The organism is Polaromonas sp. UBA4122 (assembly GCA_002381615.1).
Classification (GTDB): Bacteria; Pseudomonadota; Gammaproteobacteria; order Burkholderiales; family Burkholderiaceae_C; genus Polaromonas.
This window is the reverse complement of the sequence record DFWY01000052.1, coordinates 27,015-39,496: the sequence shown is the minus strand read 5'-3', so window position 1 is coordinate 39,496 and position 12,482 is coordinate 27,015. Positions and strand designations below refer to the sequence as shown.

The following is a 12,482-nucleotide window of genomic DNA, read 5'->3' as shown; positions in this document are numbered from 1 at the left end:
TAAGTAAGTGCCATTCGTGTTAAGGGCCTGTTCAACCACCACAAAGCTGGCGGCGTAATCGGTTTCATCAGTCACGGTGACATGGGCGGTGAGATGGCGCGCCTCAAACCAGGACTTCAGCGCGCCGTGCAACAAAATTTCGGGTTTACCGCTGGCCGCATTGGCAATTTCGCAGTGGCGCCATGTCATGGGCAGGCGCATGCCGGTGCCGATGGCTTTGCTGAAGGCCTCCTTGGCCGAAAAGCGCGTGGCAAGATAGTTGACGCCCCGGTTCGGCCAGCGTTGCGAACGGCTCCGCCAGATCGCCAACTCGCCGTCGCTAAGGATTTTCCGGGCAAAGCGCTCGCCGTGGCGTTCAAGACTTGCGCGAATGCGGCGCACATCACAAATGTCGGTACCCAGGCCGTAAATCATCAGGAGGCTGCGCTTGGGGAAAACGCTTCGTCGATGCAGCGCAGGTAGTCTTTCACCGCAGCGGCATAACCCAGCTCCAGTGCGTCGGCGATCAGGGCATGGCCGATCGACACCTCTTGCACACCGGGCACCGTACGCAGGAATTCGGTAAGGTTGTCGCGATTCAAGTCGTGGCCCGCATTAACTCCTAAATTGATAGCTACTGCCGCCCGTCCTGCCTGGGTAAACTGGCTTAAAGTCTTATTTTTTTGGGCCCCAGACCAGGCTCGGGCATAGCTCTCGGTGTAAAGCTCCACACGGTCGGCGCCCACGGCTTTGGCTGCGGCCATGGCTTCGGGGACGGGGTCCATGAACAGGCTCACCCGCACGCCGCGTGCGTGCGCCTGCTCGATCAGGGGTTGGAGGCGTTCGGCATCGTCCGGAAAAGTCCAGCCATGATCGCTGGTGAACTGGTCTTCGCTGTCGGGCACAAAGGTGCACTGGTGCAGCGGCAAGCCTCTGGCGGACAGGTCCCGGACAAAATCCATCAGGTTCTGGAGGGGATTGCCTTCAATATTGAATTCACGGTCGGGCCAATCCTTCATCAGCGCCGCGAGTTCGTACACATCATCGGCGCGAATATGCCGCTCGTCGGGCCGGGGATGCACCGTGATGCCCTGCGCACCGGCCTGCAGACACAGCTCGGCGGCGCGCGTCACGCTCGGGATGCCGAGGTGCCGGGTATTGCGAAGCAGCGCAACTTTGTTGACGTTGACCGACAAGGCGGTTTTATGCGCGGCTTGGTGGGTCGCTTGGTGGGCGGGCTGGTCGTGAGTTTGGAAAAAGAGGGGCATGGCGGTGTTGATTGTTAAAGGGCTTGCAGATCCATCATCATTTGCCGGGTTTTCAGGACCTTCACGCCGCAATGGTAGTGCAGCAAAGCGCGCAGTTGGGTTTTAAGTTCAAGGAGCCCGGGGATGCAGGCCGCCACGGTTTCAGAAAAAAGGGCGTTATCGCCCAGGGCCTGCTGCAGCGCCTGCCATTGTTCGCCGGGCAGGCTGGCACGGTCGTCGCCATGGGCCTGCCGGAGGCCCGCCTCCGCCACCAGCACGTAGCGGGTGTGGGCTTCCAGGGGGCTCAGCGTCGCCGTTTCTGCATCCAGCATGGGCAGCAGGCCAATGTCGCGCAGCAAACGCAGCTCAAAAGCACGCAGCGCAAGCTGCAGCGTGTCTATGCTCTGGCTGGCGAGCAGCTGCACCGTAGCCGAATAGGCGTCAAAAAGGGCCGGGTGCGGGTCCTCGCGAGCCAGCAGGCGCATCAGCAGTTCATTGAGGTAGTAGCCCGACAACAGTGCATCCCCCGTGGGCATGACATGGCCACCCTGCCATTCGGCACTTTTGAGGGTCCGGATTTCCGCATCCCCACCGAAAGCAATGTGCAAGGGTTGCATGGGCAGCAAAATCGGCCGAAAGCTGGAGCTGGGCTTTTTAGCCCCGCGCGCAACCAGCGCCACCCGCCCATACTGGCGGGTAAATACCTCCAGAATCAGGCTCGACTCGCTCCAGTCATAGCGGTGCAGCACATAGGCGGGCTCGTCACTGATACGTTTAACCGCCATGGCTCAACGCTCCTCAAGCCACCACTGGGCCGTACCGAGTGAAGCCAGCCCCTCTTCGTGGTGAAAGGGGAGGTACAACACTGGAGACAAGCAAGAGCGCCAAGCATTTTTCCGACAGGTCGCCCCAAGCAAGTTCAGCCCCCTCGGGGGGCAGCGAAGCACACGCAGTGGCGAGCGTGGGGGCCATCATTCATAGCCGAAAGTCTTGACCCTTGCTTCATCGTCAGCCCAGCCGGATCGAACCTTGACCCAGATCTCCAGAAACACTTTTCCACCCGTCAGCGCTTCGAGTTCGTGCCGGGCTTCGGTGCCAATGCGCTTGAGCTTCTCCCCTTTCTCGCCAATGATCATGCCCTTGTGACCGTCGCGCTCAACGACGATGGTGGCGGCGATCTTGCGGAGATTGCCTTCTTCCTCGTACTGGTCAATCAACACGGTCGAGGTGTAAGGCAACTCGTCGCCAGTGAGGCGAAACAGTTTTTCCCGAATGATCTCGGCGGCCATGAAGCGGTCGCTGCGGTCGGTCAGTTCGTCAGCGCCGTACATCCATGGCTGCACCGGAAGGTATTTTTCGCAAATGCCGAACAAGCGCTCAACGTCTTTGGCGTTATTGGCCGACATGGGCACAAACTCGGCAAAGTTGTGCCGCTCCTGCATGGACCGGAGCCAGGGGGCGATTTCCGCACGGCGGTGGATCAGATCGAACTTGTTGGCCAGCAAAATGGCAGGTGTCTTTTCAGGCAGCAGGGCCAGTACCTTGGCGTCGGCCAGATTGAACTGGCCAGCTTCCACCACAAAAACAATCAAGTCCACGTCGTTGACAGCGCCGACCACCGTGCGGTTCAGCGAACGGTTCAAGGCATTGCCGTGCCGGGTCTGAAAGCCCGGCGTGTCCACAAATACAAACTGCGTTGCCTTGACCGTGCGCATGCCCGTGATGCGGTGACGCGTGGTCTGCGCTTTGCGCGACGTGATGCTGATTTTTTGGCCCACCAGCGCGTTGAGCAAGGTGGATTTACCCACATTGGGTTTGCCGACGATAGCAATCAGGCCACAGCGCTGCTCGCCGGCAGGTGGAATGTTGGCCGCAGGAGAGCTGTTATCGGTGGAAGTTGTGTTGACCGCAGGTACAGCCGCCCCGCGCGACAATAGCGCCTGGTCCAGCATGGCGCCGATCGCATCCGGGCCCTGCTCAATGGGGTTCATCGGTGGCGTATTTGCCGCCGCTTTTGCTGCCGCTTTTACCGGCTTCTTCGGTTCTTTTTTACCTGTACTCATAGTCTGTTAATCATGTTGGGCTACAGCGCTTGTAGCGCTGAGTCAGGAATCCAGTGTTTTGACAACCATCAGCATGGCCGCCGCAGCGGCCTGCTCACCGGCTCGGCGCGAGCCACCGATGCCGCGTTCAGCCCGGCCGAATTCGGTGATTTCGCATTCCACATCAAATGTCTGCTTATGCGCAGCACCCATCGTACCCACTACCCGGTAAATGGGAAGATTCATTTTGCGCCCTTGCAACCACTCCTGCAATTCGGTTTTTGGGTCTCTGCCGATGGCCTGCATCTGGGGGTTGATCTCCACATCCTTGAACAGGCGGCGCACCAGTTGGTCGGCCTTGTCGAAGCCCGCGTCGAGGTAGATCGCACCTATCACCGCTTCCAGGGCATCGGCAAGTATGGAAGGTCGCTTTTGCCCGCCAGACTTGGCTTCGCCTTCGCCCAGCCGCACCATGCCCGGCAGGCCCAGCACCACCGCCAGCTTGTGCAGGGTATCCTGCTTGACGAGGTTGGCGCGCACACGCGACAAATCACCCTCGGGTAACTCGCTCAGCTGCTCATACAGAAGCCCCGCCACCGCCAGATTCAGCACGGAATCGCCCAAAAACTCGATACGTTCGTTGTGGTCGGCCGAAAAACTGCGATGCGTCAGCGCGCGCGCAAGCAGTTTGGGATTGGAAAAATCATGCTGCAGGCGCTTTTGCAGTGCCAGCAGATCTGCACTTGAAGGGGCACTGGCTCGCACTTACTTGGATCGGCCGTTGTACTTGAGCAGCAGGTACGCAGGGCCAGCCATGTGAATTTCCCGGGTGTAGGCAAAAGCGACTACGGTTTTGTCGCCTTCTTTGGTGACTTCCAGGTCCTTCCCGGAAATTGACTTGATGTCATCAACCGCAGCGGCTTTGTCGAAAATCGACCTTACTTCTGCCACCGTGTTGCCCTCTGTGGCTTTGCTGGCCGCTTTAGTGATCGCCTGGAATTCAATGAGCGTCGGCACAACCTCGGCAGTCAGGACGCCGATGCACGCAAGAACCCCCCCCACAAACAGGAGGCCGATGAAGGAAATGCCGCGTTGCTGATGTTTCATTTTTTCTCCCGCTCTGACTGGAAATCCCTGTGAGTCATGGTCTTGGCACTCTGCAGTGCAGTCCCCATGTCGAAATTAGTCAAAAGAACCAATACGTTTCAGGTTGCCGAAATTCATCCAGACAAAAAAGGCCTTGCCCACGATATTTTTCTCGGGCACAAAGCCCCAATAGCGGGAATCCAGCGAATTATCGCGGTTGTCACCCATCATGAAGTAGTGCCCTTCCGGCACCTTGCACACCACGCCCTCGCTACTGTAACGGCAATCTTGCTTGAATTGAAAGTCGTCTGCGCCCGCAATAAACGCCGGACGCTCGTCATCGTTGAGCAGGCGGTGTTTCTTGCCGCCAATGACTTCCTCAAACTGCTTGGCGTAGCGCAGCGTTTCGTCATCGAAAAAATCGGCCAAGGGCGTCTTGGGCAGGGGCTTGCCATTGATGGTGAGCTTCTTATTGAGATAGGCCACCTCGTCGCCAGGCACTCCCACCACACGCTTGATGTAGTCCAGGCTGGGCTTGGGCGGATAGCGGAACACCATCACATCGCCGCGCTCGGGCTCGTGGTTGTCAAACACCTTGGTGTTGATGACGGGCAGCCGTATGCCATAGTAAAATTTATTGACCAGGATCAGGTCGTTGATACGCAAGGTCGGGATCATGGAACCCGATGGAATCTTGAAAGGTTCAAACAGGAAAGAACGCAACAGGAAGACCACCACGATGACCGGAAACAAACCGGCGGTCCAATCCAGCCACCAGGGCTGCATGATGAGCCTGGTTTTGGCCTCGCGGGTATTGTCGTCGACCTGGTTGATGCCCATTTTGGCCAACTCGGCCTTCCGTTTCACTGCACTCGCTTCAAGCGCGGCAACAGCCTGACGCCGCTGCGGCAGAAAGTAGAACCGCTCAGCCAGCCAGTAAATGCCTGTGACCACCGTTGCCAGAAACAGCAGCAGGGAGAAGTTGCCTTCCACGGCGCCAAAATACCAGGCAGCCCCGTAGCCGACAAACGCCGCCAACACCACCGCCGTGATTGAGCTCATTGCATTGCGCATTATTCATCTATCTGCAATAAGGCCAAGAAAGCCTCTTGGGGCACTTCCACCGAACCGATTTGTTTCATGCGCTTTTTACCTGCTTTTTGTTTCTCAAGGAGCTTGCGTTTGCGTGAAATGTCGCCGCCGTAGCATTTGGCAATCACGTTTTTTCGCAGCGCCTTGATTGTCTCACGGGCAATAATGTTGCCTCCAATGGCCGCCTGGATCGCCACATCGAATTGCTGCCGTGAAATGATTTCGCGCATTTTTGCCACCACGGCCCGTCCGCGGTAGGCCGACTGGCTGCGGTGAACGATGATGGACAGTGCATCCACTTTCTCGCCATTGAGCAAAATGTCGACCTTCACCACGTCGGAGGCGCGGAATTCCTTGAACACATAGTCCATCGACGCGTAGCCGCGCGACACGGATTTAAGCTTGTCAAAGAAATCCAGCACGATCTCGCCCAGCGGCATCTCATAGGTCAGCATGACCTGCTTGCCGTGGTAGGCCATGTTCATCTGGACGCCGCGCTTGAGGTTGGCCAACGTCATGACGGCGCCTACATAGTCTTGTGGCATATAAAGGTGCACGGTCACGATGGGCTCGCGAATCTCGTTGACTCCTCCGGCATCCGGAATTTTCGAGGGGTTTTCGACCCTGATGACTTCGCCATCTGCCTTGAGCACCTCGTACACCACACTGGGCGCCGTCGTAATCAGGTCCTGATCGAACTCCCGCTCCAGCCGCTCCTGGACGATCTCCATGTGGAGCAGGCCCAGAAAGCCGCAGCGAAAGCCAAAGCCGAGGGCCTCACTCACTTCAGGCTCGTAATGCAGCGACGCGTCATTGAGCTTGAGCTTTTCCAGCGCATCCCGCAGCGACTCATATTCACTGGCGTCGCTCGGATACAGCCCGGCGAACACCTGCGGCTGGATTTCCTTGAAGCCGGGCAGTGGCTCGGTGGCCGTGAAAGCAGCGCCACCCGTGCCAGGCTTGATCATGGTCAGGGTGTCACCCACCCGCGCCGCCTGGAGTTCCTTGATGCCTGCAATCACAAAGCCGACTTCACCGGCCTCCAGTGACTGGCGCGGCTCGGTATGCGGGGTGAAGACGCCCAGCTGTTCGGCGTTGTACGTGGCTTCGCTGGCCATGAGCTTGATGCGGTCGCCCTTGGCCAGGCGCCCGTCCACCACACGCACCAGCATGACCACGCCCACATACGCGTCGTACCAGCTGTCAATGATCATGGCGCGCAATGCTCCCGACGGATTGCCTTTGGGCGGCGGGATCCTGGCAACCACGGCCTCCAGAATCTCGTCGATGCCCATACCGGTCTTGGCACTGCAGGGGATGGCATCGGTGGCATCAATGCCGATCACTTCCTCGATCTCCTGCCTGGCGTTGTCCGGGTCGGCCTGCGGCAAATCCATCTTGTTCAACACGGGCACGACTTCTACGCCAAGGTCCAGCGCGGTGTAGCAATTGGCGACGGTCTGTGCTTCGACACCCTGGCTGGCATCCACCACCAGCAGCGCCCCTTCACATGCAGACAAGGAGCGACTCACTTCATAAGAGAAGTCGACATGGCCCGGTGTATCGATCAGATTGAGGTTGTAGATCTCGCCATCGCGTGCCTTGTATTTCAGCGCAGCGGTCTGTGCCTTGATGGTTATCCCACGCTCTTTCTCGAGATCCATCGAATCAAGCACCTGCGCACTCATCTCGCGATCCTGCAATCCGCCGCAGCGCTGAATGATCCTGTCTGCGAGCGTGGATTTGCCGTGATCAATGTGCGCAATAATCGAAAAATTTCTGATGTGATTCATCAACGAGAAAGCCTAAGTACTTGAAAGCATTGCGAAGAGATTAGAGGTCATTGGCAATGAACCATAAAAAAGGGCGCGTCGAGTAGTGACGCGCCCAGAACCAACAATCTATGGCAACTGCGATAGTTGGAAGTTCATTGTAGGCAAAAAGCCAACGGCGAACAGCCCCAAAATAGCCATATTTTTGTCGTTGCAAGCTAGCAACAGGAAACTTATACACAACTTATTCACAATTTTATATTGTTTGTCTCTGGACAACTTGTGGGTGATCTGTGGATCAACCCTGGATGGCCCGAATTGGGCATAAATTTCGGGTTCCAGTTGCCTTGATATATCAAAAAAGTCCAAAAGGCTTGCTGTATTCTAACCAAATTCATCAGTGAGTCCTTTTAATTGTTAGTTAGCACTAACAAATTTAAAGGTAAATTCCCATCAAAATATATTTTTTGAAAAGCTGAAAATGCTGCCCCGCTGAGAAAAAATCCCCCCAACCCGAGGAGGGTATGGGGTCTTTCGGGGGCTTCCAGCGTATTGCAGAGGGCTTGCCACCGACCCAGCGAAGCGGTCCCTTCGTGTGCCCGGGGGTCAAATTATCAGCGAACCGGCCGGATTAGCGCGTACTGCGCCCATTCACCGCGCCGGAACAACACATTGATTGCCTTGGACTTGTTAATTTTCACCAGCACAGCTTCGAAGTCTTTGACACTCGTGATTTCGGTGTTGGCAATCGCCACGATTACATCGCCTTCACGAAGCCCGGCCCGGGCAGCCGCACCTTCAGCGCTGTCTACCTTGACGCCGCCCTTGATCTTTAGCTCATTCTTCTGCGCGTCAGGCAAGTCGCTCACCACCAAACCCAGCGCTTGCGACGGACCGGCCACTGGCGGCTTGTGCTCTGACCCAGAAGCTCTGCGAGCTGGTTTTTCCGGCTCCACTTCGCCGATGATGACCGACAGATCCTTGGTGGCACCACGTCTGAACACGGTCACCACGGCCTTGGTGCCAGGCTTCACATTGCCGACCATGCGCGGAAGGTCGCTGGATTTGTTAATCGGCTTGCCGTCAAACTTGATGATGATGTCGCCGGCTTCCATGCCCGCTTTTTCTGCTGGCGCACCGCTTTCAACTCCTCTTACCAGCGCCCCCTGTGCCTTACCCAGACCAATAGACTCGGCCACTTCCTTGGTTACCTGGTCGATCTGAACGCCAATGCGCCCACGCGTTACCTTGCCGCTGCTGCGCAACTGCTCCGACACGCGCACCGCTTCGTCAATAGGGATGGAAAAGGAAATGCCCTGAAAGCCGCCAGAACGCGAATAGATCTGGCTGTTGATGCCTACGACTTCCCCGCGCATGTTGATCAGGGGCCCCCCCGAATTGCCGGGATTGATGGCCACATCGGTCTGGATGAATGGCAGGTAGTCGCCGGTATCGCGCTGCTTGGCGCTGACAATCCCCGCCGTCACGGAATTTTCAAGACCAAACGGTGAGCCGATGGCCATAACCCATTCGCCCACTTTCAGACGGTTAATTTCGCCAATTTTCACGGCGGGTAGCCCCGTTGCCTCAATCTTTACCACAGCAACATCGCTACGCTTGTCCGCCCCGATGATTTTGGCCTTGAATTCGCGCTTGTCCGTCAGGGTGACGATCACTTCATCCGCGCCTTCGACCACATGGGCATTGGTCATGACAAAGCCGTCTGTCGTGAGGATAAAGCCCGAAGCCACGCCATGAGGTTGCTCCTCGCCCGGCTGAGGCTGGTTGCGATCCGGGTGCGGCGTGCGAGGCATATTGGGCGGCACGGGAATGCCAAAACGCCGGAAAAATTCCTGCATCTGCTCATCGCCACTGTCTGCGGCCGATGCTTTGACTTTTTCAAGCGTGCGAATGTTGACCACCGAGGGGCCCACTTGCTCCACGAGATCCGTGAAATCGGGCAGCGTACGGACTTGCGCCCATACTGGTTTGACAGGCAGCAGGGCAGTGGCGGCAACGACCGCCAGCAGACCTGCAGCCAGATAGGAACGCAGTGGTTTCCAGTTCAACTCAAGCATCATCAGCCTCGTCATAAATGTTGGTAATCAGATAAGCAAACTTGTTGGCAAAAATTACATCAAGGTAATTGGGGGTCAGGAGCAAGAAAAGCAATCTGCCAGGCTGAATAACATTCTTGCGAATGTTTCTGCTTAAGTACCCGCTTTTTTACTTCTTGCGTTCCAGCCCGCCGGCAAAAAGCCGCAAGGTTGCCATGGGAACCTCGCCCACAAGGGTTACCCAGTACGCATCAAGTTGCCTGGTCATCGTCTGGGTGGCACCCAGTGACAGGCTGGACTCCTTATCATGCCGCTGCCGGTCAATGGACTCCACAAAGATGGAGACCGAGGCAAGCCCGTCGGAGAAAATCCACTGCAGAGGTTCTTCGCTAGCGGCCGCATTAGCTGCGGTAGCCGGACGCTTGTAGCAACTCAAGGGCTTGAAGCCGGCCACAGGCACTTTCAATACCCAACCTTCGGCACTTGCCGTGGTCTTCACCAGGACAGGCGTCTCAATGCGGTAGCCCTCTACTTTGTCCATCATCTGGAGAAGATTGTCCATTTTGACGGGCGCGTCGAGTTGCAACTCCGAAAACGCGGCCTGCTCAAGCACCTTGCCATCGGTGTCCAGCGTCTGCAGCTTCACCACCAGGCCTTTCTTCTGTTCGGTCCAGACACGGTAGCCAAAACGCATGTTGTCTTTGGGAACGAGCACGATGACGTTGGCTTTGACGCCGGCCACCCGCTCGACGCCGTCCTGCCGGACCTTGTAGAAGTCGGCAATGCGGCTGTCGGTCGACTGGAGTAGCTCTGGGAACATGCCCATCGACACCCGTTTTTCACTGCGAACCACCTTGTGGTCCGGCATGAAGGTGACGACCTGGTCGTTGTGCCGGAAGATAGAGCGTGGCGCGCCTGTGAGCGTTTCAACCCGTTCCACCTGCTGGTCGCCTTCGCAAACATGCCAGATTTTGGCGCTAGACATGCCCCCCCCCGACGACACGACAAAGGTTCCGATATACGCACGGTTTTTCGAGGACTCGTGCATGCGCATCAACCAGTCATTGATGCTCTTGGACTCTGCGGCTGTCGTCGGTAGGGCGGAACTGGCCCCCACGCTTGTCGCTTCGCGTACTGCGCGGCCCCCCGAGGGCGCTAATTTTCCTTGGGGCGGCCCGGCGGAAAATTGGGCGGCAGGTGAAGGCACCTGAGCCGCTACATGATTCATAGCTAGAAGCGCCCATGCCACAAGGGCTGCAAGGCTAAAATGCTTGAAATTCATGGGTTTTTTAAGACTTTTCCGAAACTCAAAATTCACTCAGCGCCCCACATTCTGCGGCGTTTCAAAAATGGCATTTCGCAAAAAACCCGAGGGCTCCTGCAAGGCGGAAGCGCCGCCCAACTGCTTGTGCGCGGCCAGCAGTTCTTCAAGCCTGGCGTCACGCATCATCGGGCCTTGCGGTGAAGCCACCACCACTTGCTGGGGCGCGGGAGCCTGGGCAAGCTGCGGCGCAGAAGTGGGCACCAGCAGGCCTGATGCATTCCACGCGATGGCGGAAACGGCCGCCATCGAAGCAAAGCCAGCCACCAGCTTCCAGCGGAAATTGCCATCGTTGGACGCCGGGCCACGGTGGTTCATCAAGGCACTGGCGGCTGTCCCATTGATCGGTGCCGCCGAGTCAAAGCCAACAGATTGAGGGGCCGCCCTGAGCAGTGGTTCTTGCGCAAGGCGCTGGTTGAGCTGGCCAACAAATGCCAAGTCCGCACTCCGCACCACGGGGGCAGGAGATCGCAGTACCTCACCGATCAGGTGGTAGGTGTTCCAGCTGGCAAATGCAGACTCGTCGTGCTGGCAAGCCTGGAGTGCAGCTGCAAAATCGTCGCGGCCCAATTGACCATCGGCCAAGGCAGACATGAGTTCGCTGGTTTGCATAGACGGTTTCATGATGTTCATAGGCAGCGGGCCTACCGGTTTCTTATTAACTAAAAGACTTGCTCTGACTCATTAGTGATGCTTGGATCCTGTCCTGCTACCAACGCTTGCCCGAGTGGTTTTCCAGCAAGGGCTTGACCTTCTCCGAAATCGCTTCGCGTGCCCGGAAAATACGGGACCGCACCGTACCTATGGGGCAACTCATGGCTTCCGATATCTCTTCATAGCTCAGCCCTTCTATTTCGCGCAGGGTGATGGCTTGGCGAAGCTCTTCCGGCAACGCCTCAATCGCCGCGTTAACCATTTCCGCTATTTCCTTGCTGGCCAACACAGCATCTGGTGTTTCCGAACTTGTTAGTTCGTTTTCCAGCGGGGAAGTTTCATCATCATCCGCGGATTTGAAGGAATTTTCCGAAACGGTCGGGTTCCGCTTGAGGTCCATCAGGGCTTTTTTGGCGGTGTTGACCGCAATCCGGTATAGCCAGGTATAGAACTGGGCCTCGCCCCTGAATTGCGCCAGTGCCCGGTAGGCCCGGATAAACGTCTCCTGGGCAATGTCTTCCACCAGATCCACATCGCGGACCATGCGCCCTATCAGGCGCTGAATACGCCGCTGGTATTTGATGACCAGCAGTTCAAATGCTTTCTGATCACCCGCTACCGCGCGCTCGACCAGCATGGCGTCGCTGTCGGTGGCCTTCTCGGCTTGCAACGGGGGCACGTCAGTGCTCATGGTTTTGTTCGCGGGGCATCAACAGGATGCATAGCGCCCACTACTGCCACAGCCAGCAGCGGCTCTGCATGCAGCAAGTCGTGCGGCCGCGACGTAGCCGAGGACTTGTACGGGGAATACACCGCCCGGCGCAAATCCAGCCAGCGTTCTGGCAAGGCCTTTCGCTCCACCCAGAGCCACAGCCTGGCGTGTGCCTGGTTTTCGAGCCGGAGCAGCAACCTATGCTGGAAATCAGCAATCACCACGAGTTCATACTCGGCGATTCCTGTCTGGTAGCTCGAACTCTCCCAGCGCCAGACCTCACCATTCCAGGCCAACTGGCCAGCCGGGGCGTTGTTCCATCCAGTGCGCGCTGCCACGCCGGAACCCAGAACGGCGGCAAGGGCTAAAACCATCCGCCAATCCAGTTGCCGGGTGACGTAGAACCAAAGCAGCAGCACCAGCAGACCTGCGAGCCAAAGCCCCAGCAATAGCCCGCCCAGAAAACGCGAACGCCCCAGCGGATAGACGACCGGCGGGGCGTTGTGCGTGGTCAAGGCAG

General features: G+C 57.5%; 13 protein-coding genes. All 13 read right to left on the bottom strand.

Annotated features, from left to right (window positions below; translation table 11 throughout):
• A partial coding sequence (acpS, locus tag B3F77_RS07010; RefSeq protein WP_293604263.1) for a holo-ACP synthase occupies positions 1 to 414 on the bottom strand: 414 nt, incomplete at its 3' end.
• The gene (locus tag B3F77_RS07005; RefSeq protein WP_293604262.1) at positions 414 to 1,247 is read right to left on the bottom strand and encodes a pyridoxine 5'-phosphate synthase; all 834 of its coding nucleotides are present in this window, start codon (positions 1,245 to 1,247) and stop codon (positions 414 to 416) included. The genes acpS and B3F77_RS07005, both read right to left, overlap by 1 nt.
• Before the next feature lie 14 nt (positions 1,248 to 1,261).
• Positions 1,262 to 2,011 carry a DNA repair protein RecO gene (gene recO / locus B3F77_RS07000; protein WP_293604261.1) on the bottom strand — a complete coding sequence of 250 codons (750 nt, stop codon included), beginning with the start codon at positions 2,009 to 2,011 and terminating at the stop codon, positions 1,262 to 1,264.
• Positions 2,012 to 2,197: 186 nt separating this feature from the next.
• A complete protein-coding gene (gene era / locus B3F77_RS06995) occupies positions 2,198 to 3,289 on the bottom strand; it encodes a GTPase Era (RefSeq protein ID WP_414702972.1) in 1,092 nt (363 codons plus the stop codon).
• 42 nt (positions 3,290 to 3,331) lie between these two features.
• Positions 3,332 to 4,033, bottom strand: a complete 702-nt coding sequence (gene rnc / locus B3F77_RS06990; RefSeq protein ID WP_293604260.1) for a ribonuclease III — start codon at positions 4,031 to 4,033, stop codon at positions 3,332 to 3,334.
• A complete protein-coding gene (locus tag B3F77_RS06985; protein WP_293604259.1) occupies positions 4,034 to 4,375 on the bottom strand; it encodes a DUF4845 domain-containing protein in 342 nt (113 codons plus the stop codon).
• 75 nt (positions 4,376 to 4,450) lie between these two features.
• Entirely contained in the window at positions 4,451 to 5,416 is a 966-nt protein-coding gene (gene lepB, locus B3F77_RS06980) for a signal peptidase I (protein ID WP_293604258.1), read from the bottom strand.
• An 11-nt stretch (positions 5,417 to 5,427) separates the two neighbouring features.
• Positions 5,428 to 7,239, bottom strand: a complete 1,812-nt coding sequence (gene lepA, locus B3F77_RS06975) for a translation elongation factor 4 (protein ID WP_293604257.1) — start codon at positions 7,237 to 7,239, stop codon at positions 5,428 to 5,430.
• Between the two features lie 593 nt (positions 7,240 to 7,832).
• Entirely contained in the window at positions 7,833 to 9,296 is a 1,464-nt protein-coding gene (locus tag B3F77_RS06970) for a DegQ family serine endoprotease (RefSeq protein ID WP_293604256.1), read from the bottom strand.
• Between the two features lie 148 nt (positions 9,297 to 9,444).
• The gene (locus B3F77_RS06965; RefSeq protein WP_414702971.1) at positions 9,445 to 10,557 is read right to left on the bottom strand and encodes a MucB/RseB C-terminal domain-containing protein; all 1,113 of its coding nucleotides are present in this window, start codon (positions 10,555 to 10,557) and stop codon (positions 9,445 to 9,447) included.
• Between the two features lie 36 nt (positions 10,558 to 10,593).
• On the bottom strand, positions 10,594 to 11,220 hold the full coding sequence (locus tag B3F77_RS06960; RefSeq protein WP_293604254.1) for a sigma-E factor negative regulatory protein: 627 nt from the start codon (positions 11,218 to 11,220) through the stop codon (positions 10,594 to 10,596).
• Between the two features lie 85 nt (positions 11,221 to 11,305).
• Positions 11,306 to 11,941: an RNA polymerase sigma factor RpoE gene (gene rpoE, locus B3F77_RS06955; RefSeq protein ID WP_293604253.1), complete on the bottom strand. Its 636-nt coding sequence runs from the start codon at positions 11,939 to 11,941 to the stop codon at positions 11,306 to 11,308.
• Positions 11,938 to 12,477, bottom strand: coding sequence for a hypothetical protein (locus B3F77_RS06950; protein ID WP_293604252.1), 540 nt, complete (start codon positions 12,475 to 12,477; stop codon positions 11,938 to 11,940). The genes rpoE and B3F77_RS06950 overlap by 4 nt, the downstream gene beginning before the upstream one ends.
• Between the last annotated feature and the right edge of the window lie 5 nt (positions 12,478 to 12,482).